The sequence below is a fragment of the Ensifer meliloti genome, from assembly GCF_030064585.1.
In the GTDB taxonomy this organism is placed as follows: domain Bacteria; phylum Pseudomonadota; class Alphaproteobacteria; order Rhizobiales; family Rhizobiaceae; genus Sinorhizobium; species Sinorhizobium meliloti.
The window spans coordinates 381167-405503 of record NZ_CP120366.1 but is presented as its reverse complement, the minus strand read 5'-3'; the positions used below and the strand labels follow the sequence as shown (position 1 = coordinate 405503).

17 protein-coding genes and 4 pseudogenes are annotated in these 24337 nt (G+C 59.7%); 6 read left to right on the top strand and 15 right to left on the bottom strand.

Annotation, left to right across the window (positions count from 1 at the left end; genetic code table 11):
* Window positions 1-33 precede the first annotated feature (33 nt).
* The 10 genes and pseudogenes from PZL22_RS26285 to PZL22_RS26240 form a co-directional block, all read right to left on the bottom strand.
* Complete coding sequence (locus PZL22_RS26285) at window positions 34-2379, bottom strand: PBP1A family penicillin-binding protein (protein ID WP_127700824.1); 2346 nt, start codon at window positions 2377-2379, stop codon at window positions 34-36.
* 749 nt (window positions 2380-3128) lie between these two features.
* Window positions 3129-3392: a hypothetical protein gene (locus tag PZL22_RS26280; protein WP_017277692.1), complete on the bottom strand. Its 264-nt coding sequence runs from the start codon at window positions 3390-3392 to the stop codon at window positions 3129-3131.
* A complete protein-coding gene (locus PZL22_RS26275) occupies window positions 3385-4920 on the bottom strand; it encodes a S8 family peptidase (RefSeq protein WP_014531322.1) in 1536 nt (511 codons plus the stop codon). The genes PZL22_RS26280 and PZL22_RS26275 overlap by 8 nt, the downstream gene beginning before the upstream one ends.
* Before the next feature lie 66 nt (window positions 4921-4986).
* Window positions 4987-5574: a helix-turn-helix transcriptional regulator gene (locus PZL22_RS26270; RefSeq protein WP_026030282.1), complete on the bottom strand. Its 588-nt coding sequence runs from the start codon at window positions 5572-5574 to the stop codon at window positions 4987-4989.
* A gap of 343 nt (window positions 5575-5917) precedes the next feature.
* Window positions 5918-7144, bottom strand: coding sequence for a bifunctional alpha/beta hydrolase/OsmC family protein (locus PZL22_RS26265; protein WP_015242025.1), 1227 nt, complete (start codon window positions 7142-7144; stop codon window positions 5918-5920).
* Window positions 7145-7349: 205 nt separating this feature from the next.
* Entirely contained in the window at window positions 7350-7856 is a 507-nt protein-coding gene (gene msrA / locus PZL22_RS26260; protein ID WP_014527954.1) for a peptide-methionine (S)-S-oxide reductase MsrA, read from the bottom strand.
* A complete protein-coding gene (msrB, locus tag PZL22_RS26255) occupies window positions 7857-8300 on the bottom strand; it encodes a peptide-methionine (R)-S-oxide reductase MsrB (protein ID WP_017277691.1) in 444 nt (147 codons plus the stop codon). It lies immediately after the preceding gene.
* Between the two features lie 109 nt (window positions 8301-8409).
* Entirely contained in the window at window positions 8410-9285 is an 876-nt protein-coding gene (locus tag PZL22_RS26250; protein ID WP_014531326.1) for a LysR family transcriptional regulator, read from the bottom strand.
* A gap of 210 nt (window positions 9286-9495) precedes the next feature.
* Window positions 9496-10030: pseudogene (locus PZL22_RS26245) on the bottom strand (FAD-dependent oxidoreductase); the annotation flags it as partial.
* 279 nt (window positions 10031-10309) lie between these two features.
* Entirely contained in the window at window positions 10310-10912 is a 603-nt protein-coding gene (locus PZL22_RS26240; protein WP_095919141.1) for a TetR/AcrR family transcriptional regulator, read from the bottom strand.
* A 98-nt stretch (window positions 10913-11010) separates the two neighbouring features.
* Here PZL22_RS26240 and PZL22_RS26235 point away from each other — a divergent pair, with 98 nt between their 5' ends.
* Genes PZL22_RS26235 through PZL22_RS26225 form a run of 3 tightly spaced genes read left to right on the top strand, consistent with a single transcriptional unit; the run spans window position 11011 to window position 15932 of the window.
* On the top strand, window positions 11011-12126 hold the full coding sequence (locus PZL22_RS26235; RefSeq protein ID WP_017277689.1) for an efflux RND transporter periplasmic adaptor subunit: 1116 nt from the start codon (window positions 11011-11013) through the stop codon (window positions 12124-12126).
* Window positions 12123-15233, top strand: a complete 3111-nt coding sequence (locus PZL22_RS26230) for an efflux RND transporter permease subunit (protein ID WP_127700826.1) — start codon at window positions 12123-12125, stop codon at window positions 15231-15233. The genes PZL22_RS26235 and PZL22_RS26230 overlap by 4 nt, the downstream gene beginning before the upstream one ends.
* Before the next feature lie 39 nt (window positions 15234-15272).
* Window positions 15273-15932, top strand: coding sequence for a TetR-type transcription factor C-terminal domain-containing protein (locus PZL22_RS26225; protein WP_010967992.1), 660 nt, complete (start codon window positions 15273-15275; stop codon window positions 15930-15932).
* 87 nt (window positions 15933-16019) lie between these two features.
* Here PZL22_RS26225 and PZL22_RS26220 read toward each other — a convergent pair whose 3' ends face one another.
* Window positions 16020-16613 (bottom strand): sulfocyanin-like copper-binding protein, encoded by a 594-nt coding sequence (locus PZL22_RS26220; RefSeq protein WP_010967991.1) that lies wholly within the window; start codon window positions 16611-16613, stop codon window positions 16020-16022.
* Window positions 16614-16879: 266 nt separating this feature from the next.
* Between PZL22_RS26220 and PZL22_RS26215 the strand changes: the two are divergent.
* The 3 genes and pseudogenes from PZL22_RS26215 to PZL22_RS26205 form a co-directional block, all read left to right on the top strand.
* Window positions 16880-17347 (top strand): annotated as a pseudogene (locus PZL22_RS26215) (transposase); the annotation flags it as partial.
* Window positions 17348-17959: 612 nt separating this feature from the next.
* Complete coding sequence (gene ltrA / locus PZL22_RS26210) at window positions 17960-19477, top strand: group II intron reverse transcriptase/maturase (RefSeq protein WP_127636107.1); 1518 nt, start codon at window positions 17960-17962, stop codon at window positions 19475-19477.
* Window positions 19478-19585: 108 nt separating this feature from the next.
* Window positions 19586-19803 (top strand): annotated as a pseudogene (locus PZL22_RS26205) (hypothetical protein); the annotation flags it as partial.
* A gap of 284 nt (window positions 19804-20087) precedes the next feature.
* Here the strand turns inward: PZL22_RS26205 and PZL22_RS26200 are convergent.
* From PZL22_RS26200 to PZL22_RS26185, 4 genes and pseudogenes are all read right to left on the bottom strand, one after another.
* Window positions 20088-20626: pseudogene (locus tag PZL22_RS26200) on the bottom strand (tyrosine-type recombinase/integrase).
* A 70-nt stretch (window positions 20627-20696) separates the two neighbouring features.
* Complete coding sequence (locus PZL22_RS26195) at window positions 20697-21674, bottom strand: threonine/serine dehydratase family protein (RefSeq protein ID WP_192937421.1); 978 nt, start codon at window positions 21672-21674, stop codon at window positions 20697-20699.
* Window positions 21674-22666 carry an ornithine cyclodeaminase family protein gene (locus tag PZL22_RS26190; RefSeq protein WP_010967986.1) on the bottom strand — a complete coding sequence of 331 codons (993 nt, stop codon included), beginning with the start codon at window positions 22664-22666 and terminating at the stop codon, window positions 21674-21676. The genes PZL22_RS26195 and PZL22_RS26190 overlap by 1 nt, the downstream gene beginning before the upstream one ends.
* Before the next feature lie 234 nt (window positions 22667-22900).
* Window positions 22901-24226 (bottom strand): NAD(P)/FAD-dependent oxidoreductase, encoded by a 1326-nt coding sequence (locus PZL22_RS26185; protein WP_010967985.1) that lies wholly within the window; start codon window positions 24224-24226, stop codon window positions 22901-22903.
* Between the last annotated feature and the right edge of the window lie 111 nt (window positions 24227-24337).

Genomic DNA, 24337 nt, shown 5'->3' with positions numbered 1-24337 from the left:
AGTCCGACTCTGAGTCGGTAGTCCAGGCAAACATTATTTTTCGCATAGTCGACGCCGGCCGGAATAGGGCTGGTAAGTGCAATCCGAAGGGCGGAAGGAACGATAGCTGCGGGAGCAAGCTGTAATGTTGCAGGATTGCGGTACGCCGTGGCTGTCGACAATCGTGCCCTCCGGCCGCTCAGGAATTGGCGCAGGCGCGGCCATGGCCTCCCGCATGAAGTCCCGCCAAATATGCGCTGGCAGGTCACCACCGGTGACCCCCTTCATCGGCGTGTCGTCGTCATTGCCTACCCACACGGCGGCGATGAGCGGCTCCGTGAAGCCTACAAACCAAGCGTCGCGATTGTTTTGGCTGGTGCCGGTCTTGCCGGCCGCGAATGCGCCCGGATCGGCCTCGCGCCCGGTTCCGCGCTCGACTGCTAACTGCAGAAGCCCAACAAGGTCGGACTGGTAGGCCGATAGATCAATGGCGGGCGTGGTATGTGAGCCAACCCGAAACGCCCTCGGCTGCCCGGCCGCCTGAAAGTGGACAATGCCCCAAGGCTCTACGGGTGCCTTGCCGAAGCGGACCGACGCATAGGCGCTCGTAAGTTCAAGTAAGCTTACTTCCGACGTGCCGAGGGCCAGAGACGGTGTACTAACAAGGGGTGCATCGATTCCGAACTCGCGCGCAGCGGCGATCACATTGTCGAGCCCGACTTCTTGGGCAAGCGCCACTGTCGGTGCATTCAGCGACCGCGCGAAGGCCTCGGCAATGGAAACCCAGCCGCGATATCGGCCGCTAGAGTTCTCCGGCGACCAGCCATTGACGTCGATCGGCGCGTCGAGGACCCGGTCAGTTGGAGTGAACCCGGCCTTCAGCGCTGCATAGTAGACGAACAGCTTGAAGGTGGAGCCAGGTTGCCGCATCGCGGTGACCGCACGGTTAAACTGGCTTTGCTTGTAGTCGCGGCCGCCGACCATGGCAACTACCGCTCCATCCGGCGTCATGGCAACCAACGCGGCCTGGGATGCGCCGACAGCCCGTCCTTCAGTATCCAAGGCATTTCTTACCACTCTTTCAGCGATCTGTTGCAGGTGCGGAACGAGCGTCGTGCGTACCGTGGTGGTACCCGGTGAGGGACCGGCAATCTCGCTCGCCCGTGGCGAGATCCAATCGGCGAACCAGCTTCCGGAGCGTGGCGTCGGCATCGTCGGATTTAGCGTGGCGAAGCTTTCCTTGACTCGTTCTGCGTCGGGCGCGGTGATTTTGCCGTTGGCCACCATTGTGTCGAGAACGACGGCGGTGCGTTGCCGGGCGCCTTCCAAATTGTCGATCGGATTCCATTGGCTTGGGGCCCGCAACAACCCCGCTAACATCGCGGATTCCGGCAGGTTTAGCACGTCAATGTTCTTGTTGAAGTAGACGCGCGCGGCTGCAGGCATGCCTGTCGCGCCGGCGCCGAGATAGGCGCTGTTGAGATAGCGCGTCAGGATTTCCTTTTTGCCGAGTTTCAACTCCAGCCAAAGGGCGATAACGAACTCCTGTATTTTTCGTTTTATCGTGCGGTCGCTGTCGAGGTATTGCAGCTTGATGAGCTGCTGGGTGATCGTGCTGCCGCCCTCTATAACCGAACCAGCTTCGAAGTTTCGAACGAGCGCCCTTCCGATGCCTCGGACATCGATACCGAAATGATCCATGAACCGCCGATCCTCAATTGACAGCACGGCATCGATCAGATGTGGCGGGAATTGGTTATATTGCGCGTAGGGGCCTTGATAGGGGCCCTGCCTTACCAGCGGTTCTCCGTCCGCTGTTTCGAGCACCACGACGGGTTTCAGGGTTCCGTTGCGAATCTCGTTCCAGGGCACGTCCTTCAGCGCCCATACCATTACAGCTCCAATAAGCACGATGCAGGTCACGAAGGTCAATCCGACAGTGACTTTCCACCCGCTGGTATTTTGCCATGCGTATCGGCTGAACTTCAGAGGCCTTGTCAGATAACGAATACCTCGTCCTGTGTTGGCCACAGCAGTCGCAGACCATTGGCTGATATTGTGAATGGTTGGTAAATCAGCCTGTCGGCTAGATTTGTTGAACTTTGCCTTTAAAGAGGAAGCGGCCGCCTTGGCACTAACCTTCGTCGAGATGGAGATTGCATGCAAATCATGGCGCAACGCCTGCAGTAACTTGTGCGCTGCCAGTCTGCTCTGCTCAAATGGTCTAGGGGGCTGTTGCGGCTGGTCAGCTTGGATGAATGCGCTGGCTTCTCCTTCGGAGCTCGAAAGGGATTCCGCCCCTGCGTGGTCACCCGCGAAATTCGGCGTTGCTTCCGCTACGCCGCTACCTTTATCGGAGCCACTGGCACTTCGACATTGGGTTTTAGAAGGGCGTGGCATTGGTTACCGTAAAAGGCTCCAGAGCGACTTGGAAAGCTTGCAGCGTAGCACAGCGACGCGGCGGCTGCCGGGTGGCCCGTCCCAGCCACGACGAGATCCAAGGTGACGCGGGACCTGGGGCAAAGCGATAAAATCAGTGAAGGGCTTCTTCGTATGGTTTAATTGACGTCTGCTCATTCCCGGCCCCCTCGCGTTCCAGTGGGCTCGATCGGGGAGATTTGTCCCTTTGCCCATTCGGAGGCGGCAATGGCAGAACCAAGCAACAGCACGGGCAGTGCCAGTGCGACAAGGAACCTGAGCACCTGAAGCCGTCGGATGCGTCTTCCCTCCCAATCGTAATCCATCGTCTCTCCGCCTGGCGTGTGCGCATCGCAGAGTAGCCAGTAAGACAGAAAACCAGAGAGGGGTCGACCGGTCGAGTCTTTTCAACGTGTTCAGGCCGGGAATCCATTTCCCCTCGCTGAATTTTTCGCGCTCGTCGTATGGTCATAGGACCTTAGTCCGTCAAAAAAACGGGCAAAGGTCCTACACCGTTCCGAGATTACAAGGCCGGGCACACACCAACTGCCCGAGGGAACTACGCTGATCATTCATCCAGACGTTTCTTTGGAGTTTTACGCTGTGCCTTCTCGCAAACGATGGAGACATAGGGCAGCCGCGTTCGCTTGGCGGACGATTCGCCGCTATCGGGGCTCGGGCACATCTCCTGCGATGCAGAAGATCAACTGTACTGTCCGCAATGTGGCCCACTATGTCCGACGTTGCAGCCCCCGTCGCGCAGGTATGGTGACCTGCTCCACCTCCGGCATGTCTCTTATGGCTGAGAGGCAATCAGGTACGATTGACCCTTCACTCAAACGAGCGAAATGTATTCGCCTCAAGTTAGCGCTGCTACTGTCGCGTTTGACCGGAGCCGTCAGCTCAACACCCGGGAGAGCCTGAATCCTATTCAACAGGCGCTCGCGTTCGTCGACACTCATGCCGATGCGGATCGTGAATATGATGTCAGTCATTGGTGCCTATGCCGGCAATCAATCGTTCCAGGTTTAAACGACCATACCCGAAATCGGGGGTAAAGTCTTGTTCGCCCATCGCGGGCACCTTGTCAGCACTGGCCGTAAGGGCGCTTCGGATCGCCGCGGGGTCTCTCTTGCCTCCATTTGCGATGTAGAGTGCCGCAGCCGCTGCAACGTGCGGGGCGGCCATCGAAGTACCGGGCCAGGCGTCGTAGTCCGTTTCGCGGATAGCGGCCTTTCCTTGCCACCAATGGCCATCCGGGCCCCTTTCTGCCCTCCAACCTATTTGGCCCGGGTAGGTCGGGAGCGTTGACCAGATAGCATCGCCCGGCGCTGCGATCGTTATGTGGTTGCCCCTGTTGGAAAAATTCGTGATGCGGTCCTGGAGGTTTGTCGCTCCCACAGCGATAACGCCTGGCATTGCGGCAGGGTATGAGATTGGGCTACCGTCGCGTCGTTCGTTCCCCATTGCCGCAACAATGGTGCTTCCGTTGGCCAGCAAAGCCTCAAAGGCCGCACTTTCTGTCGGATCCGGCGCCCCTCCGCCACCGATCGAGAGATTGATGACATCGATGCCCTGATCCACGCAGTCGAGCAGCGCACGTAGATACATCACCGGATCGACAAAGTATGCAAATTCCGCTGTTCCATCGGGATGCGTCAGCAAGTCAGGGCGATCGTCGAAAATCTTCCACGCATGGATCCTCGCTCGCGAAATGCCGTTGATGCCTACGTCGTTGTTGATCGTCGCAGCAATCGTACCTGCCACATGAGTACCGTGTCCTATCAGATCTTGATCTGAACTCGCCCCCGGGAGGTCCGGGTGCTCATATATGTATCCGGCGACCTGGTCTTTGAGGTCAGGGTGACCAGCATCAATTCCCGTATCGAGGACCCCGACCTTGATCTCGCTCGCGTCGTTGAAACCATTCAGGTCCCGCGCTTCCTGCCAATTGATTTTGCGGAGATTCCACATTGTGTGCGACGGTGGCGGCGCCGCGGCGCTTCGCTCCCGGCCGACGGCTGATGCTTTGGACGGGTTTCGCGGCTTTTTCGCTGTCAAATAGCGCAGCGGAACCCGTGAAACGGACGCGACGCTTGGATCGCCAGCAAGCGCGAGCTGAAGCTGTCGCACGTCGGCAGCGCTTGCCAACTCGAGGAGACTCGCTGCGCCGCCCGGGGTCCGTTCGTCCATCGCAGCACTTAAATTGAGGGCAGACGCAGACCATCCCTCCGCTTCGTTTCCCGGAGCCCCAAGAAGCTCCGGCATGACACGGGCGTTGCGAACGGAACTGACGAGCATTCGGCTGGCATAGTGCGGTGCCTCCTTCGAGAGAGGTGTCACGCGTTTCACCAATCCGGCCCGTTCATAGTAGGCCAACGCCTGGAGACCACTGCTCAACGCAGAACGCGCTGCGGTAAATGTCGCCTCGAAACTTGCTTGGCGTTGCTGGGGCCGCATCCGCACGAACAACATCGCCTCGTGGTAAAGGGGAAACCCCGAATTCCTAAACAATGGCCCCATAGGCACATCCTCCGCCTCGTCTTACCTCCGACGATACTGGCAACTGAACTGGCCGACAATTTGGGTTTATTCGGTGTCGGTCACATCCTTGCTGCGTCCCTCTGGAGAGTGGCCCAGGCAAGCCGCCATGCCCGCGGAGACATCCCCTTCCAGGCCATGAAAGCTCGAGTGAAGTGCGCAGGGTCGGTTTATCCGAGTTGACAGGCAATCTGCGAAATCGAGGAATCCGGTGTAGCGAGCATGCATCTCCGCCTGACGCTCGAGGACCGCCTTTAGTGTAGCCTCAAAGCTCATGCCCTGCTCGGCCAACCTGCGCTGTAAGGTACGTCTCGACATCCCGAGCCGACGACCCATCCGGTCAATTGTGGGGCGATCGTCCAACAAATCGAGCAGGATCAGGTGTTCGATACAAGACAGGAGGTCATCTCCAATTTGCCGAGTGCAGCTAACGGCGGACGAAGGTTGTGCCGACCTCATCGGCCTCGACGTGTCAAGCTGGTGGCGTGGAAAATAGAGAGCAGCCTCCGTGCTGAGCGACAGATCAGTGCCCAGGATGAGCTCGGCTTCCGATTTTGCTTCTATCTGCGATCCTGAAACCATAGCGCGGAGCGGTGCCCAGGTCGGCCCCATGAAAGAACGCACCAGGTCCATCATATAGCCAACGCCAGGAATTCATTCTTCTGCCGCCCGACTTCGCATGGATCGGTTGTCTGTGCGCGAACCACGGGTCTCCGGTTCGAATCTGCTCAAGGCGAGGGATAGGAATCCCGGACTGGGAGCATCTCGCCAACTTCCGATCGTCTCAGTCGCAGCGTGAGCGGAAGCGGTGGGGACTTGCTGAGTGACAGCAATGGGCCCCAGAAGCCGAGTCTTCGAAGGAGCGGAACGCAAAAATCCCAAAGAGGAGCCGTTTTGGCTTTGCATCGTTGTCGAGACCCGCGCGACATGCTCGGCCTAGAGATCCAGTTGGTGTTATTGCCCTGTCACTTGGGCACTTTCACTTCACGACCGTTTTTATCTTCGCCACTGTTTCGAGCGTGCGATGGACCGGGCACTTGCCGGCGATTTCGACGATCTTCTCGCGAAGCTCTTCCGAGACCTCACCTTCGATGGAAATGACTCGTTCGAAGCGGTCGATTTTGCGGCTATCGCCACGTTCCGTCTCGGTGCACTCCTCGCAGTCCTTAGCATGGATTTTGGTATGCGAGACGTCGACGCCGATGCGCCCGAGCTTCAGCTGCTTGTGGCCGGCATAAAGGCGCAGCGTCATCGAGGTGCAGGCGCCAAGTGCGATCGCCAGGAAGTCGTAGGGCGATGGTCCGGAATCGAGCCCGCCTACGCTTTCGGGTTCATCGGCGAACAGCCGATGCCCGCCAGCCTGAATCGCGTTCTGAAACTTGCCTTCGCCGGTTTCCCTCACGTGGACATGTTCGATCGGGCCCGCGCCTTGCGGCGTATCGGCGGCAAGATAGCGTGTCAGCCATTCCGAAATGATCCGTCCGGCAAAGGCCGCGTCCTCAGGGTCGGTGAGCAGGTGGTCGGCCTCGTCCAGCGAGATGAAGCTTTTCGGATGCCTGGCCGCGACGAAGATTTCGGTGGCGTTCTCGATCCCGACCGTATGGTCCAGCGGCGCGTGAAGGATGAGGATTGGCTTCTTCAGCCTCCCAACAGCATCCTTAATGCGGTGCGCACGCGTGTCCTCGACAAATTGCTTTCTGATAAGGAACGTGCGCCCTGCGAGATCGACGTCGGCCTCACCGTTCTTGTCGATCTCCTCGAGGCTCGCTCCGAAGTTCTTCAACACGTGGCCGACATCAGCCGGCGCGCCGATGGTGGCTACGGCGCGCACTTCCGGAATTTCCCCGGCGACGGCGAGGACCGCTGCGCCGCCGAGCGAGTGGCCGATCAGCACCGCGGGTGCCTGATAGTGGTGGCGCAAATAGTCCGCGGCTGAAAGAAGGTCGGCAACGTTGGAGGAGAAATTCGTCGAAGCGAATTCGCCTTCGCTCGATCCCAGCCCCGTGAAATCAAAACGCAGGACAGCGATGCCTTCACGCGCAAGCTCCGCCCCAATCTGGCGTGCTGCCGCGAGATCCTTGGAACAGGTGAAGCAATGGGCAAAAAGCGCGTAGGCGCGCAATGGCCCATTTGGCAGATCGAGGCGGGCGCTAAGCGTCGCGCCGGAATGCCCGGAAAATTGGAGCCGTTGCGTATTGAATGCCATGGTAACGACCCTCCGCTGCAGATAAGTATTTTACATCTGCAACGGCTACCGCCTAGGCGGAAGTCGTCATCGTTCGAATCCCTGGTCAGCGTAGCTCGCGGAGCGCAGCCGGTAGCGAGGGAAACTGCCCGAGTGTTTTCCGAGGAGCCCGGCGTATCCGCAAGGCCCCTCGGAGTTGCTTTAGGTCGCGAAAATCTTCGGCCGTTTACTCGGCCGCGGACCGCCGGGGTAGCACCCAGTTGGGGCGCGGGAAGTGGCAGGTGTAGCCGTTGGGATAGCGCTCCAGGTAATCCTGGTGCTCCGGCTCCGCCTCCCAGAAGTCTCCCACCGGCTCGACTTCAGTCACGACCTTGCCCGGCCATAGGCCAGAGGCCTCGACGTCTGCAATCGTCTCCTGGGCAATTCGCTTCTGCTCGTCGTCGACATAGTAGATCGCCGAGCGGTAGGAGGTCCCGATGTCGTTGCCCTGTCGGTTCTTCGTAGTCGGATCGTGGATCTGGAAGAACAGCTCCAGGATCTGCCTGTAGCTGATCCTCTCGGGATCGAAGATGATCTCGATGCCTTCGGCGTGCGTGCCGTGATTGCGGTAGGTCGCATTCGGCACGTCGCCGCCAGTGTAGCCCACGCGGGTCTCGATGACGCCGGGGAGCTTGCGGATCAGGTCCTGCATCCCCCAGAAGCACCCACCAGCCAAAACAGCTCTCTTGGTCATTCAGATATCCTCCACCTGGTTGAAATAGCCGTCGTAGCCCTCGGCCTCCATTTCCTCTCGCGGAATGAACCGCAGTGCGGCGGAATTGATGCAGTAACGCAGGCCGCCCCGATCCTGAGGGCCGTCGGGAAACACATGGCCGAGATGGCTGTCACCATGAGCCGAGCGGACCTCGGTGCGGATCATGCCATGTGAGTTGTCCCTGAGTTCGTTGACGTTTGCCGGTACGATCGGCTTGGTGAAACTCGGCCAGCCGCAGCCGGAATCGAACTTGTCGGCCGAGGCGAACAGCGGTTCGCCTGAAACGATGTCGACATAGATTCCCGGTCTCTTGTTGTCAGTGTACTCCCCGGTGAAGGGGCGTTCGGTGCCATTCTGCTGGGTCACCCGATACTGTTCGGGCGTAAGCTTGCTGACCTCTTCGTCGGTCTTTCTATAGGTCATTGCCCTTGTCTCCGTTGCTGGACTTGTTGCCTGAATATGGCGAGCGGTCCTGAGGATTCCCAATATCGGATGTGCATAGATTCCATAGCCGCTCTACGCTCGCACCGGCTCACGACCAGTTGCGCCGAGCCGCCAGCTGCGCGATCTTGCGGATCTCGAGCGGCGTGCCGGAGCCGGAGACCGTCACGAATACGAGTTCGCGCGCCAGGGAAATCCCTTCCACCGGGCGGGTAACGATGCCCTGCACGACGATGGACCGCTCGGGCATGATGCAGATCGCACGGCCCTCGGCGACGACCTGCTGGACCCAGTCCTCGCGGTCGGCACTGAAGCGCGGCTGCATGACCGCGTCATGGTCCATCAGGTGCTCGGTGATCTCGGTGTGAAACTCGCAGGCCAGCCGGTCGACATAGGGATAGGCGGCGATCGCCTCGGTGCTGACGACATCCTTGCCTGCCAGTGGATGGCTCTCCGCGCAGGCGAGGAGGAACGGCTCGCGAAAGAGCGGCACGACGTTGAGCTTGGGGTTGGAGCGGGGAGCCCGCGGTAGGATACAGGCGTGGTACTTGCCCGAAAGCACTTCGTTCGCGCCTTCGCCGGCCAATAGCTGATGCATGTTGATCTTAACCGAAGGAAGCTCGCCAAGCGCGTCGTCAAAGAATGCGGCAAATGCGGCAGGGCCGATGGTCGGAGCGACAGCGATATCGAGAATACGGCGCCGGCCGAGCACCGTGCTTTCGGAATGCTCGCGCACGTTTCTAAGCGCGAGCTCAATCCGCATGAACTCGGCCTGAACGTCGCGGCCGAGCGCGGTCAGACGGCTGTCCTTGCCGTCGCGATAGATCAGCGGACTGCCCAAGTCTTCCTCGAGGCGCTGGATTGCCCGCGTGAGACTGGGCTGCGAAACCCCGCTTCGACGCGCGGCTTCGGTGAAATTCAATGTTTCGGCCAGATTGAGAAAGTACCTGACCTGATTGATGTCCATGGATCGGTCTCGCTTGGTTTGGGTTGAACGGCCATGATCTCGGCAAGCGAGACACTGGCAGCTGCCGGACACCGGTTGTCACTCCGGCGCCGTTTGAATGCAAGGGCAGCCGGAAGGCGTGGGAAAGCGCGGGCCTTCGCAGATGAACTGCGGGTGGGCCGGTCCGCGCTTCCTCAGGGGGCCGGCGCGTGGTCGGGTTCCCCACACTTGCGCTCCAACCATCTCCGTTTCATGCGGCACGATCGGCCGGACGGCCGGATCGGGTGAATGCTCGGCCAGGAATTTCTCGGCTTCAAGGGCCGCCATGCTTCCCATGCCTGCAGCGGTGATTGCCTGACGGAATACCGAGTCGATGACATCGCCGGCAGCCGGGAACGGTAGTTTTCGTCAACCAGGAGCCGACCTTGATGTAGCCGGCGTCATCCATGTCGAGCTGGCCGCGAAACAAAGTGGTCGCTGGATCGTGTCCGATCGCGACGAAAAGGCCGTGCGTGGTTAGCTCCTTCACGTCGTCTGTGTTCACCTCACGGATCCGAATGCCCGTCACCGACTTCCTCGGCTCCTGCTCGCCGATAACCTCGTCGATGACGTGGTTCCAGATAACCTCGACGTTCGGTTTTGCCGGTAGGCGGTCCTGTAGGATTGGCTCCGCACGGAAACGATCACGGCGATGGACGACTGTGACCTTGGAGGCAAGATTATTCGATAGGTAAAGCGCTTCCTGTACCGCTGTGTTGCCGCCGCCGGCCGAGAGCGTCGTCTGGGCGGCAAGCGCCATGACGGTGTCGAGCATCGTCATGATCCAGCCGCCGTGAACCGTATTCGTCAGGTTGCAAAAGCGCGGCTCGGGCGTGGCCAGGAGCCGACCTTGCTTTCTTCCGGTGGCAGCAAGGTGAATGGGAGAGTTTCCGCCATCGGTGGCCGGCGCATGCTCCCGTCCGCCAGTTTCGCAACGAGCTCCAGCCCGGAGCAGCCCCTGGTCGGCGACTGAAACAGTTGCGCCGCGCTTCGGCTGGAAGCATCGTCATTGGCGCGCTCCCGGCTCTGCATCGGCCGCAGACGCCTTCAGCACGCTCTCGGCGGCCGTCTTCAGGAACCGCTTTGACATCTGCTCGTCGTTGACAGCGCGCGAGAGGAGCACTGCGCCGACCATCGTCGACAGAATGGCCATGGCCTTGCCGTCCGGCTCCTCGCCGTCGGCCGCCCCAATCCACTCACCGAGCACCTCAAGATATTCCCTGATCCCGGCTTCGAAGGACGCCTTCACGTCGACGCCTTGCCTGGCAGCATCCGAGCCGAGCGCAACGACCGGGCAGCCGTCCATCTTCTCTTCTCGATGTGCCATGCTGAGATAGAACGTTACCACCGCGCCAAACGGGTGCTGCGGATTGGCCGCCGCGGCAGCGGACCATCGACGAAGGGCGCTCTCCAGGGCGCGCCTGGACGCCTGCGCCGCCAGATCGTCCTTGGATTCGAACTGCTTGTAGAATCCACCTTGGGTCAGGCCCGCTCCCTTCATCAGATCCTTGAGCCCGATGCCATCAAAGCCGTGCTTTCGAAAAAGCCGGCTCGCCACATCGATGACCGCTTCGCGATTTGCCTCCGCCTGGGCTCGACTAACCCTCATGATCGACCTCCGATTAGATTTCACTTGACATCTATACCACGGTTAGATTTAGATCGCAATCTAAATTGAGCGGCACCCGTCAACAAGGGTCATCTGACATGAAGCGCAAATTTCTTCTCACATCGATCGGCCTCGTGGCCGCAGCCGCGGGCGCCGCGTTCGCGTTCGTTTTCGAGACGCCTGCCCGGGACGCGGAGTCCGCCGATCCCCGCCTCGCGCCACCGCTTGTAAGGGTGGCGGAAGCGACGAGACCGGAAAGAGCCGAGCGGGCCTTTACAGGTACGATCGCCGCCCGAGTGCAGAGCAATCTTGGTTTTCGCGTACCCGGCAAGATCGTTGAGCGACTGGTCGACGTGGGTCAGCAGGTCAAGGCAGGTCAAGCTCTGATGCGCATCGATGAAACCGATTTGCGTCTTGCGCTGACTGCCAAGCGTAACGCGGTTGCCGCGGCCCGCGCGGTCCTCGTTCAGGCAATCGCGGACGAGAGACGCTATGCCACTCTTGTCAAAGGCGGGGTGGCCGCTACTCCCCAACGTTACGAGCAGGCCAAGGCGGCGCTTGACACCGCCGCGGCACAACTAGCCGCCGCGGAAGCGGAAGCCAGAGTCGCAGAAAACGAAACGACCTACTCGGTGCTCGTGGCCGGGGCGGACGGAACGGTGGTCGCGACGCTCGGCGAACCTGGACAGGTCGTCGCGGCGGGACAGGCGGTGGTTCAACTCGCGCATGCAGGCCCGCGCGAGGCCCTGGTCGCGCTTCCCGAAACCGTTCGTCCGGCGATCGGATCGGAAGCCGAAGCAAGTGTCTACGGAAGTGACGGGCGGCGCGGAAGAGCGCGCATGCGACAGATCTCAGATGCCGCCGATCCTCAGACCCGCACATACGAAGCTCGTTACGTGCTCGATGGCGACGCCGCCTCGGCACCGCTTGGTGCGACGGTCACGATCAGCATCCGCAACGGAGAAGGGCAGTCGGAGGTCGCGGTGCCGGTCGGCGCCGTGTTGAACGATGGCAGCCGCACCGGGGTTTGGGTTGTTGACCAAGCCTCTGCCACCGCGCGCTTTGTTCCGATCGAGATCAAAAGACTCGGTGAAGAAACTGCGTCTGTCACCGGGATCGAGCTCGGCGAGCAGGTCGTCGCCCTCGGGGCGCATCTCCTCAAAGATGGCGCGCCCGTCAGGACCGAGCTTCAGGCAGAGGTGTCCAACCGATGAGCTTCAATCTTTCCGCGCTCGCGGTTCGCGAACGAGCCGTCACGTTGTTCTTCATTGTTCTGCTGGCCGCCGCCGGCGTCTACGCCTTCATGAGTCTTGGGCGCGCGGAGGACCCCTCCTTTACCATCAAGACCCTGACGGTCACTACGGTATGGCCAGGCGCTACCGCGCGCGAAATGCAGGATCTTGTCGCGGAGCCGCTCGAAAAGCGCATCCAGGAACTGACCTGGTACGATCGCGTCGAGACGACGACAAGGCCGGGCTACGCCTTTCTGACCGTCACGCTGAAAGACAGCACGCCGCCCACGGCTGTCGAAGAGGAGTTCTATCAGGCGCGCAAGAAGTTGGGGGATGAAGCCCGCAACCTGCCTTCTGGTGTCTTCGGTCCCTTCGTCAACGACGAATATTCGGACGTGAGCTTCGCCCTTTATGCGCTAAAGGCCAAGGGTATGCCCATGCGCGAGCTTGTGCGGCAGGCGGAGGTGATCCGACAGGATCTTCTGCACGTGCCTGGCGTCAAAAAGATCAACATTCTGGGGGAGCGACCGGAACAGATCTTTGTCGAGTTCTCCTATGCCAAGCTCGCAACCCTTGGCATTTCAGCGCAGGACATCGCTGCGGCTTTGCAAAGGCAAAACACCGTCACACCGGCAGGCTCGATCGACACGCGCGGGCCGCAGGTCTTTATCCGTTTCGATGGCGCCTACAACAGTGTGCAGGCAATTGCCGCCACGCCAATCGTTGCTGCCGGACGCACGTTGAAACTGTCAGATTTCGCGGAGGTGCGGCGCGGTTATGAAGACCCCGCGACCTACATCATCCGCCATGAAGGCGAGCCCGCCATCATGCTGGGCGCAGTGATGCAGCAAGGCTGGAATGGGCTGGAACTCGGAAAGGCGCTCGAAGAAAGATCTGCCGCGATCGCACGGACGCTGCCGCTCGGTATGACGCTCGCCAAGGTCAGCGACCAAGCTGTCAACATCGACGCTGCGGTCGGCGAGTTCATGCTGAAATTCGCCATGGCGCTCGGGGTTGTGTTGCTCGTGAGCCTGCTCAGCCTCGGTTGGCGTGTCGGGATCGTCGTGGCGCTGGCCGTTCCGCTCACCCTTGCCGTCGTGTTCCTCATCATGTTGGAAACCGGCCGGTTCTTCGATCGCATCACGCTCGGCGCGTTGATCCTTGCGCTGGGCCTTCTTGTTGATGACGCCATCATCGCCATTGAGGTGATGGTGGTAAAGATGGAAGAGGGCATGGATCGCATCAAGGCGGCCGCCTATGCCTGGAGCCATACGGCCGCGCCGATGCTATCCGGTACACTCGTGACAATTATCGGACTGATGCCCGTTGGATTCGCCAGATCAACCGCCGGCGAATATGCCGGCAACATCTTCTGGGTCGTGGGCTTCGCGCTAATTGTTTCATGGGTCGTCGCGGTGATCTTCACGCCGTATCTCGGGGTCAAGATGCTCCCGGACATCAAGCCGGTCGAGGGAGGCCACCACGCCATCTACGACACTCCGAATTACCGGCGCCTGAGGGGGATCATCGAATTTGCCGTACGCCACAAGTACGTAACATGCGCTGTCGTTGGCATTGTCATGGCGCTTTCTGTCGTTGGAATGGGTGGAGTGAAACATCAATTCTTCCCGACGTCGGATCGTCCCGAGGTGCTGGTCGAAGTCCGTATGCCCGAAGGCACCAGTATCGAGACGACGATCGCCACCGTCGAGAAACTCGAACGCTGGCTCCAGGAACAGCCCGAGGCTGACATCCTCACCAGCTATATCGGGCAGGGCGCTCCCCGCTTCTTCTTTGCGATGGCACCGGAATTGCCGGATCCCGCTTTCGCCAAGATCGTTGTGCTCACCCCTGACTCTCACGCGCGCGAGGCTTTGAAGCTGCGCCTTCGGGCTGCCGTTTCAGACGGACTGGTTCCCGAAGGCTACGTCCGCGTCACGCAGCTTGTGTTCGGCCCGTATACCCCGTTTCCGGTCGAGTTTCGCATCATGGGGCCGGATCCTGCGCAATTGTACCAGATCTCCGAGAAAGCCCTCGAGATCATGAAAGGCGTGCCGGACGTCCGTCAGGCAAACCGCGACTGGGGCAATCGTACGCCTGTGCTTCGCTTTGTCCCCGACCAAGACCGGCTCAATCTGATTGGCCTTTCGCCGGCTGAGGCAGCCCAGCAGATGCAGTTGCTGCTGAGTGGCATTCCGGTGACGCAAGTGCGCGAGAACATCCGCAACGTGCCCGTCGTCGCACGCAGTGCTGGCGAGAGCCGCCTCGATCCGGCGAGGCTCGCCGACTTTTCGTTGATGAGCAGGGACGGCCGTCAGGTTCCGCTCGATCAGATCGGCCATTCCGAAATCCGGTTCGAGGAACCCATCCTGAAACGTCGCGATCGAACGCCAGTCATCACGATCCGATCGGACATCAACGAGGCGACGCAGCCCCCGGAGGTCTCGCAGCAGATCATGACGGCACTTCAGCCGTTGATAGCCTCGCTTCCCGTCGGATATCGCATCGAAATGGGGGGGAACATTGAGGAATCTCTCAAGGCCAATGTCGCGCTGGTCAAAATCTTCCCGGCCATGATTGCCGCCATGCTGATCGTCATCATCCTCCAGGTCCGCAGCCTGTCAACGATGACGATGGTCATGTTGACCGCGCCGCTCGGTCTTGCCGGGGTGGTTCCGGTGTTGCTCCTCTTCAATCAGCCCTTCGGCTTCAATGCCATTCTCGGGTTGATAGGACTGGCGGGAATCCTGATGCGCAACACTTTGATTCTGACCGAACAGATCAAGGAGAACAAGGCGGCCGGCCTCCACGATTATCACGCGGTTATCGAGGCGACGGTGCAGCGGACTCGCCCGGTTATCCTGACCGCACTTGCCGCCGTCCTTGCCTTCGTTCCGCTTACCCATTCGGTGTTCTGGGGATCGATGGCCTATACGCTGATCGGCGGCACGGCGGTTGGCACGGTGATGATCCTACTTTTCCTTCCGGCACTGTACGCGGCGTGGTTCAGGATCAAGCCGACTGCAGATGACACCCATGAGGAGCCGACGGAGGGGCCGGAATTGCGAATAGCAATGGCTGCCGAGTAGCGTCTGCCGCGGGCTTGCCGGCCTTGCCTGCACGCGAGCTTGGCCAGCCTTACGACTTGCCGCTCGCAAATGCTTCACGGCGGGCCGTTCCGTCCGGGGGCAGATAGCGAAAACATGCGTGCACGCATCCAGGAGGTAGCGGAGGAGCACTTCCGTCGTATAGGTCATCACAAGACGTCCGTAGCCGACATTGCCTCTGAGCTCAGCATGAGCCGGGCGAACATCTGCCGTTTCTTCCCCTCCAGGGATGCAATTAAGGAATTCATCTGCAGGCGGGTCTTGAACGGTACCGCCGAGCTCGCCCTTACGATCGCACGCAGGAGCACGCCGCCCTCGGAGAAACTCAAGGAACTCCTGACCGCCGTTCACCATCAAAACAAGACGAAACTGCTCCACGACAGGCAGATGCGCGACCTGATCGTAGCCGCCATGCAGGAGAACCGGCCGGTCATCAAGGTGCATGCTGAGCAGACGATGACGATTCTCGAGGCAATCATCCGCGAGGGCATCGAAACGGGCCAGTTCGAGGTCGAAGATCCCGCCGAAGCAGCGCGCGCGGTCAAGACCGCGTTTATACCGTTCTTCCATCCGGTTCTGATCGAGCACCGCCTTCGACACGGAGAAGACACCGAAGCGGGCTTGCCTGAGCAAATTCGGCTTATCCTAAAGGCTCTCGAAAGGTCGGGCTATGCCCGCTGACCAGCCGGATGCGGACCTAGCCGCCTCAGCATCTGACAGTCGGCTTAGGGTGGAAAGCGGTAGTCACAGGAGAGCGGAGCTGCCGATCTACGGACGCCCTGGCGGCTGCTCCTGTGGAAATTTGCTTTCGTCAACGATGGCTACCGCCTGCTTAAGATCGTCTCTCACCTCGAAATAGATCCAATGCCCGTCCATCAAATGCGTTTGCCTCGCACAGGCGAGGAAATAATTCCCGACATCCTTCGCAACGAAGTTGAGTTGTCTCCGCTCATTGAGTTTGATGCCCTCTGGCGGATCGGTATACGCCCCCCAGATCGCATCCTCAGCCGTCAATTTCACTGGCATCTCCGACTGAGCATACACCCTGGTTACCATCAGGCTGTGCCGGAATGACGAGGACCCATTGATGAACTCGAGCTGCACCGTCCATGCTGCTGGCACGATGATGGTAAGGTTGCCGCCCCAGTAACCGTTGAAGTCGATAATGTCGGTCCTGATATTTCCCCTGCGGAACCGCTCGACCTGGTTCCAATCGGCAACAATCTCAATCGCCACTGTCTTGGCGGTAGGATCGTTCTTGATCCAGCTTGGGACGAAAGGTTCTCCAGCCAGTACAATTCCCGGCAGGCTTTCCAAGGCCGACGCCAGAAGGACAAGGCGGGTGAAGCGCTCCATCGCCATCGGGAGCCTCCTCCCAGCGGGGCCAAAGCAAAGCGACCGCAATCCAGTTCAACTAAATTCTGCAGGCAACAGGATACTCTCAACAAAGATTCACTCCAGCAACTGCAGGTCGTGTCCCCACAGGTGGTGTAGCTCGGCGGTAGCGAAGCCCCGCTCGCGAGCGCGCCCTTAACAGCGCCGTAGTGAGCGGGCGGCGGAGCGGTGGTCATCGATGTTCTCCGGTAGGGTCGGGTTGCTGACACCAACCTGATTCGAAGGAACCACCGATGACCGACGACATGATGAACCTGCGTGCACTCGTGGAGAAGTCCCCCGACGCCGATCTTTTGCGCGAGATGATCGGTTTTGCCGCCGAGCCGCTGATGGAGCTGGAGGTGGGCCTGCCACCGGTGCCGGCTATGGCGAGAAGAGCCCGCTGCGGACGGCCCAACGCAACGGCTACCGCGACCGGGATTGGGAGACGCGCGCCGGAACCGTCGAGCTGCGCATTCCGAAGCTCAGGAACCCGAGCTTCCTGGAGCGCAGGATGGCCGAGAACGCGCTGACGGCGGTCATCCAGGAGGCCTATATCCAGGGCATCTCGACACGCTCGGTCGACGATCTGGTCAAGGGCCATGGGTATGAGTGGCATCTCCAAGAGCCAGGTCAGCCGGCTGTGCGAGGAGATCGACGGCAAGGTTAAGGCCTTCCTCGATCGGCCGATCGAGGGCGACTGGCCATATGTATGGATCGATGGTGCGCCGTGCGGCGCGGGAGGTGCGCATGAGTTAGCGTGACCTCTCAAGCTTGCCGATTTTTGACCGGCGGCTGAGATGCCGCCCGATTTACAGGAGCAGTGGATTGAAGGGGGCCGAGAAGCCTGACCGGGCGTCGCCGGTTGGGTTGCATGAGCAGATCGGCCTTAAATGTACCGGATGCGGGCCATCAACCGCAGGCCGGGCTACCGCAATGCCCATGGCGAGATAACGAAGTGAACGTCAGAAGCCTCGGAACACATATATCGCTCCCATTAGCGTGATGGCGTGGGAGCACGAAGAGCGATCAGAGGCGGTAAGGCTCGTCGATCCTTACTGCCGGGTTCTCGAAGAGACCCGAGATGGGACTGGCTCCTATGCCCCATCTCCCGCATCGCACGGGGTAGAGTTCGCCACCTAACGGCACAAGGTTGAAAGTCGGAACACGGGAACTTGGATAGTCTGCCCGGTTGGAAGCCGGGCTCGCTGCGACGGCCAGATATGGATAACCCCAAGGGCGGAGCTTTCGTAGTAGTCGGAGTGTGGGAAAGCCACGCACAGGGCGAAGGGAAGCAGGAAGACGATAGGCTTGTAAAGACGGAGGAGTGATCTGTGGACACGGATCATCGGACCGATAAGGTCTGGGTACTCGGCATTCAACGCAAACTCTATCAGTGGAGTAAGGCTAATCCCGACGACCAGTGGCGCGACATGTGGGGTTGGTTGACCGACCTCAGGGTGCTGCGCCACGCCTGGCAGCGCGTTGCCTCCAACAAAGGTGGACGCACGGCCGGGGTTGACGGGATGACGGTGGGACGCATCCGGAACAGGAGTGAACATCGCTTCCTGGTCGATCTTCAAGCTGATCTGCGCAGTGGTGCATATCGGCCAAGTCCGGCCAGACGCAAGCTCATTCCAAAGGCCGGGAAACCGGGGCAATTCCGACCCTTGGGCATCCCCACCATCAGAGACCGCGTCGTACAAGGCGCGGCCAAAATCCTTTTGGAGCCGATCTTCGAGGCGCAATTCTGGCATGTCTCTTATGGGTTTCGACCCGGCAGAAACACCCACGGCGCCTTGGAGTATATTCGTCGGGCAGCCTTGCCGCAGAAGCGGGACGAGGACACCCGGCGAAACCGGTTGCCATATCCTTGGGTTATTGAAGGGGACATCAAAGGATGCTTCGACAATATCAATCACCATCACCTGCTCGAGCGGATGCGCAAGCGCATCGGTGATCGACGAGTGGTGCGATTGGTCGGATTATTCCTCAAGGCCGGTGTTTTGACGGAGGATCAGTTCCTCCGGACGGACGCCGGTACCCCTCAGGGCGGGATCATCTCACCTTTGCTCGCAAACATCGCCCTTAGCGCGATCGAGGAGCGGTATGAAAGGTGGACCTATCACCGCAAAAAGACCCAGGCCCGTCGCAAAAGCAACGGGGTGGCGGCAGCGGCGAGCGCCCGGGACAGCGATCGTATAGCAGGACGCTGTGTCTATCTGCCGGTGCGCTACGCCGACGACTTCGTGGTTCTGGTGTCTGGATCGCTGGAGGAGGCAATGGCAGAGAAATCTGCTCTGGCCGACTACCTGATCAAGACAACCGGACTGACGCTGTCGCCGGAAAAGACGAAGGTTACGGCCATGACAGAGGGCTTCGAGTTTCTCGGATTCCGCTTCAGTGTGCATTGGGATAAACGCTACGGCTACGGCCCGCGCGTCGAAATACCCAAGGCAAAGGCCGCGAACCTGCGTCACAAAGTCAAGCAACTGACGCAACGTGATAGCATATCCGTCAGTCTTGGCGAAAAGCTTCGAGGGGTGAATGCCATCACCAGCGGATGGGCGAATTATTATCGCTACTGTGTAGGTGCCGGCCGCGTATTTGTCGCTCTCGACTGGTACATTGGCCTACGTCTGTACTGCTGGCTACATAAGAAACGTCCAAAGGCAACACCGAGCGAACTGTGGGGCTCAAAACAGCCAAGCAGACGCCGGGCGACGAGACGGGTTTGGAGGGAAGGGTCCGTTGAGCAACACGTGCTCGGCTGGACACCTGTCGACCGATACCGTCTCGCGTGGATGGACATGCCTGACTTTGCCATGTCTTCTGGAGAGCCGGATGCGTAACGAAAGGCGCACGTCCGGTTCGGCGAGAGGCGATGCGAAACCTGCCGCCGTGATGCGGTAAGGCGCGTATCGCCTACTCATCCCACCTACCTGAAGGTCCGCCGCGCGGAAGGCATCGCAGATAAAGAGCTTCCGGCGCTCCTCCGCCGTGAGCGGCTCGTTCCGGTTGTTCACGGAACGACGTATGACGAGCTTGAGGAGGTCACCTCTTGCTAGCCTCCCGAGCCGGGCTAAACACAGCAGAAGAGTCGATGGAGGAAGTCGCGGAAAAAATCGCCGAACTGGTCGTGGCTATAGGGGTTAAATTGCGAAATCTTCTTTTTTGAGCTTCAATGTTCGATAGGGGCGCGAAGCGGGTACGATAATCGCTCTGCGAACGGCAGCTATCACTGATTAAAGCCCCAGAACCAGACCGTCAGCACATCACCCCATCGCGTCGACTTGAGCAGACCGTCTGCATTTAGGGAATCCGAGAGGCGGTCTGAACGACCGATTTGGGGCGCGAAGCGGTCATTTAACCTTGAGGAGAGCAAGGTCTCCTCAGGGTCGAACGTTGGCCTTCAGCGCAGCCACATGGCGGCGCCTCTGTTCGAAGCGTCGCCATTGAGTACTACAATTCAACTTGCTCAGAGATGGCCAGGGCATCGTCCACCTCGGTTCCGAGGTATTGTACGGTGCTCTCCAGCTTCTTGTGGCGTAGCAAGAGCTGGACGGCGCGCAGGTTGCCTATCTTCTTGTAGATGTGTGCCACCTTCGTTCGCCTCATTGAATGCGTGCCGTAGCGTTTGGGATCAAGCCCGATGCTGGACACCCATCTTTCGACAACCCTGCTATATTGCCGCGTCGACAGATGCGGCTTTGTGTGCACGCGGCTCGGAAACAGGTAATCCCGTTCACCGAGTCTGCGACTTTCAATCCATGCGCCGACAGCCTCCCGCGTTTGATCGGTCAATTCGAACTGCACGGGTCGGCCGGTCTTCTTCTGAACAATGATAGCCCGGTCGCGAACCCTCCCGGAGATCGCGACGAGATCACAAGCCCGAATTTGCTATCGATCGCGAGATTGAACAGCGCCAGGTCGCGCACTGCGCCTAACATCTGAAGGCGAGTACGGATGGCCCAGACCTCCTTTCGTTTCAATGGACAGATTCTGCTCGGCGATGAGGTTCGCGACGTTCAACTGCGATCGGTGTGGTGAACTGACCGAAGCTGGAACTGATTACCCCGCTACATTGTATATCGCGGCAAGGTCGCGTAGATCCCAGTTCCCGCCAGACAACACCGCACAGACTTTTTCATCCGGCTTGACGTCTATGATGCCCGCCAACAGTGCTCCGACGCCAATCGAGGCGGCTGGTTCAGCGATCAATTTCGCATCCTTGGCAAGAGCACGCATCCCGGCGATGATGTGCTCGTCCTCAACAAGAACAATCTCGTCCACATACTTTTCGATAATCGGATACGGGTTTTGACCCGGAACGCTTATCCTCAAGCCATCCGCAATGGTGTTCTTCAAGGGAAGCGATGTGCGCTCCTTGTTTACCCGGCTGTGAAAATACTTCGGTGTCAAGGCAGGCTCTGCCCCGATAACGCGCACCGATGGTTTCGTTTCTTTTATGGCGGTAGCGATTCCCGAGATCAGGCCTCCGCCGCCTAAGGGAACGATGACCGTATCTACATCGTCCAGGTCTTCGAGTATCTCGCACCCGATCGTTCCCTGGCCAGCCATTACAACGGGGTCCTCGAAGCCGTGAATAACCGCATACTTGTTTCCTTCAGCGATTTCGTAGACCTTTTTCCATCTAGCAGCATTATCACCATCAAAAAGAATGACTTCCGCACCCAGGGCTTTTGTATTTTCAATCTTGATTTTGGGTGTGGTGACCGGAAGTACCAATATCACTTTTACGCCGAGCATCTTGGCCGCGTAAGAAAGCCCCTGGGCATGGTTGCCCGACGACGTCGCGATAATGCCGTTTGCGATCTCTTCTCTCGAGAGCGAGAGAGCCTTGTTCAGGGCGCCGCGGATCTTGAAGGCGCCAGTGATCTGCAGGGTTTCGGGTTTGAGATAAAGCTGACAGCCAGCGGCCTTCTCGATTTTCTCCGCACGCAAGAGCGGCGTGTGCCTGACGTGCGGTTTCAGCCGTTCCCGGGCTTCACGGATGTCCTGAATGGTGGGGTAATTGCGCATGGTCATCACTCGAAAAATTGAAAGAAGGTGCCGACGTTATTGGCGATGGCGTTCTGATAGATTTTGCTGGCTGTCGTATTGTCTTGTATGGCCATCCCCGTCGAATCGAAAATCGTGATTTCGTCATCACTTTCTCGCCCCGGCTTCCTTCCCAACAATACCTCGCCGATTTCGCCATGGATGTCGTCTTTGGTGATGATGTTTTTGTTCAGGGGGTGCCAGGTCTCGCCCTTTTCGGTGCACTGCGCGACTGAGTCGACGACTACCTTCGCATTCCTGAAGATCTCGGGATCCAGTTCTTGTTTGCCGCGTTGATCCGTGCCGATCGCAACGATGTGTGTACCCGGCTTCACCCAATCCGCTTCCACAAGCGACCCTTTCCCGCGGGTCGTCGTAATCAAGATATCGGCCTGCTCAACCGCTTCCTTCTTGGAACTTGCGACGATGACGGGAATGCCGAATTCGCGTTGGATGTCCGTCTTGTATCTGGAAAGGCTTTCCGGGGTGCGGCTCCAGGCGTGAATCTTTTCGATCTTCATGATCTCGTTGACCGCACGGATTTGCATTCTCGCCTGATTACCTGTGCCGATCGATGCGACCGTCCTGGCGTTCTTTCTCGCCAGTGCTTTGACGGAGACGGCTCCAGACGCCCCCGTTCTGAGGCCAGTGATCAAGCTTCCATCCATGATGCAAATCAACGCACAGCTCCTGGCATCAAACAGGAGAATGGTGCCTATGCTATTGGGCACGCCATGTTCTGCCGGGTTGTTGGTGAACCCTCCAGAGTGCGCTTTCATGGAGATGATTTCATTGGCTTTGTAATAGCCAAGCTTGAAGTCGATTTCTCCACGGAGAGAGGGGTGATGTATCCCGATATAGTCAGGTTGTTCCACCTGATCGCTGCTGAAGGCCTTGTAAGCCTCTTCCACCGCGCCGATGACTTCCGCCATACCGATTAGCCGCCTTACTTCATCCTTCTTGAGCAGCAGCGTTTTCATGCATGACCTCTCTATTTTTGGATTCATGGGATGCATCGGCACAGCACGCCTGTACCGCAATCACCATAGTGGGCGAGCGGGGAGACTAGTGGCCGCATTCGCCGCGAGCTGAAGCAGATTGCTTTGTATCGCATAGGGGCTTTGGCAGAGAGTTGCGGCAGGCGTCTTTCCGAGCTTAGGCGAAAATGTTGGAAGAGGCGCTTGCCGTCACTGGTCGCCATGCGAGGACCTCATCTAAAAATCAGCGACTTTACCCCAGGCGGATTTTCCGAAGCGGTCCGGATGGTAAGGGTGGGGATCGACGATCGGCTCGCTGCCGGTCACGATATCTGCGATCAAGTGGCCGGCGCCCGGACCGATACCGAAGCCGTGCCCGCTGAAGCCGGCGGCGAGGATGAAACCCGGTATTGCAGCGATTTCGCCTATGCCCGGCACCCCGTCCGGCGTGCTATCGATATAGCCTGCCCAGGCGGCGGTGATCCTGGTGTTCTTCAGAGCAGGCAGTAGGTCGAGCGCGCGCGAATGGGTGAGGCGAATGGTGGCGTTATCGACTGCCGGATCAAGGATGCGCATGCGCTCCATCGGTGTGGGGGCGTCCAGTCGCCAGCGGACCAAGGTCTCATGGCCGGAGCGGAAGCCCTCAAGCCCGCCCGGTGCCAGGCTGCGCCACCGTTTGACGAACATCGGCAGAAACTGCGGCGCGAACCTGAGTTGCTGCGGGGTCGGGTCGATGCGGCCGCGGCCGCTGATGGCGAGCGAATAGCCCCCATCGCTGCGGCGCGTCACCGAAACCGCCGCCGTATGCAGCGCATCCGGAAGGCTGGTCACGCCCGGCGAGACGGCAAGGATCGACGAGCGGATGGCGGCTTGTGGAAAGCGGATGCCAAGCTGGCGGCAGAAGGAGGACGCCCACGCACCGCCGGCAAGGATCGCCGTCTTCGTGCGGATGGCGCCATGCTCGGTGACGACACCGGAGAGACGGCCCCCTTCGGTCTCAATGCCGCGAGCAGCGCAGGATTGGTGGATGGTGCCGCCGAGCTCGAGGATCGCACGAGCCACCGCGGGTGCCGCACTTGCCGGATCGGCAGTGCCGTCGGTCGGCGAAAAGACCCCGCCCTTCCATGGCTTGCCGGTTGCGCGGCCGCGCTCGGTCGCCTGTGCGCTGTCGAGCATATGGGTGGTTACGCCGACGGTTCGGGCGAAGTCGCGCCAGCGTGCCCAGCCGGCCAGCTCCTCTTCGCTATTGCTGAGGTAGAACAGCCCGCAGCGGCGGAAGCCGGTGTCTCCGCCGTTTTCAGCGGCGAAGCGCTCCCAAAGATCGAGGCTCTTCGTCGCCATCGGCAACTCGCGGGCGTCGCGGTTCTGCTGGCGGCACCAACCCCAGTTGCGGCTCGATTGCTCCGCGCCGATCCTTCCTTTTTCTACAAGTGCCACCTTCAATCCACGGCGGGCAAGGTAATAGGCCGAGAACACGCCGATGATGCCGCCGCCGATCACGACGGCATCCGCGGCATCCGGCAGCTCACATGTTGTGTGGACGAATTTCAGCGGTGCGGGCATGGCGGGACCTCCGTTTCGGCGCAGTTTAGCGGCTTTGGCGCGGCGGCGTTGTCGGAGTACGGCCGGAGAGCAGCAGAAGATGCCGTCTTGCAGGAGCAATACCGCCCTTTT

Coding starts and splice junctions, on each gene's coding strand:
- PZL22_RS26270 (WP_026030282.1), bottom strand. CDS start 5,574: ATGATGGACCTGGTGCGTTCTTTCATGGGGCCGACCTGGGCACCGCTC.
- PZL22_RS26185 (WP_010967985.1), bottom strand. CDS start 24,226: ATGCCCGCACCGCTGAAATTCGTCCACACAACATGTGAGCTGCCGGAT.
- PZL22_RS26285 (WP_127700824.1), bottom strand. CDS start 2,379: ATGCCACGCCCTTCTAAAACCCAATGTCGAAGTGCCAGTGGCTCCGAT.
- msrA (WP_014527954.1), bottom strand. CDS start 7,856: ATGACCAAGAGAGCTGTTTTGGCTGGTGGGTGCTTCTGGGGGATGCAG.
- PZL22_RS26240 (WP_095919141.1), bottom strand. CDS start 10,912: ATGAGGGTTAGTCGAGCCCAGGCGGAGGCAAATCGCGAAGCGGTCATC.
- PZL22_RS26230 (WP_127700826.1), top strand. CDS start 12,123: ATGAGCTTCAATCTTTCCGCGCTCGCGGTTCGCGAACGAGCCGTCACG.
- PZL22_RS26275 (WP_014531322.1), bottom strand. CDS start 4,920: ATGGGGCCATTGTTTAGGAATTCGGGGTTTCCCCTTTACCACGAGGCG.
- PZL22_RS26190 (WP_010967986.1), bottom strand. CDS start 22,666: ATGAAAACGCTGCTGCTCAAGAAGGATGAAGTAAGGCGGCTAATCGGT.
- PZL22_RS26250 (WP_014531326.1), bottom strand. CDS start 9,285: ATGGACATCAATCAGGTCAGGTACTTTCTCAATCTGGCCGAAACATTG.
- PZL22_RS26265 (WP_015242025.1), bottom strand. CDS start 7,144: ATGGCATTCAATACGCAACGGCTCCAATTTTCCGGGCATTCCGGCGCG.
- PZL22_RS26280 (WP_017277692.1), bottom strand. CDS start 3,392: ATGACTGACATCATATTCACGATCCGCATCGGCATGAGTGTCGACGAA.
- PZL22_RS26195 (WP_192937421.1), bottom strand. CDS start 21,674: ATGACCATGCGCAATTACCCCACCATTCAGGACATCCGTGAAGCCCGG.
- msrB (WP_017277691.1), bottom strand. CDS start 8,300: ATGACCTATAGAAAGACCGACGAAGAGGTCAGCAAGCTTACGCCCGAA.
- PZL22_RS26235 (WP_017277689.1), top strand. CDS start 11,011: ATGAAGCGCAAATTTCTTCTCACATCGATCGGCCTCGTGGCCGCAGCC.
- PZL22_RS26220 (WP_010967991.1), bottom strand. CDS start 16,613: ATGGCGATGGAGCGCTTCACCCGCCTTGTCCTTCTGGCGTCGGCCTTG.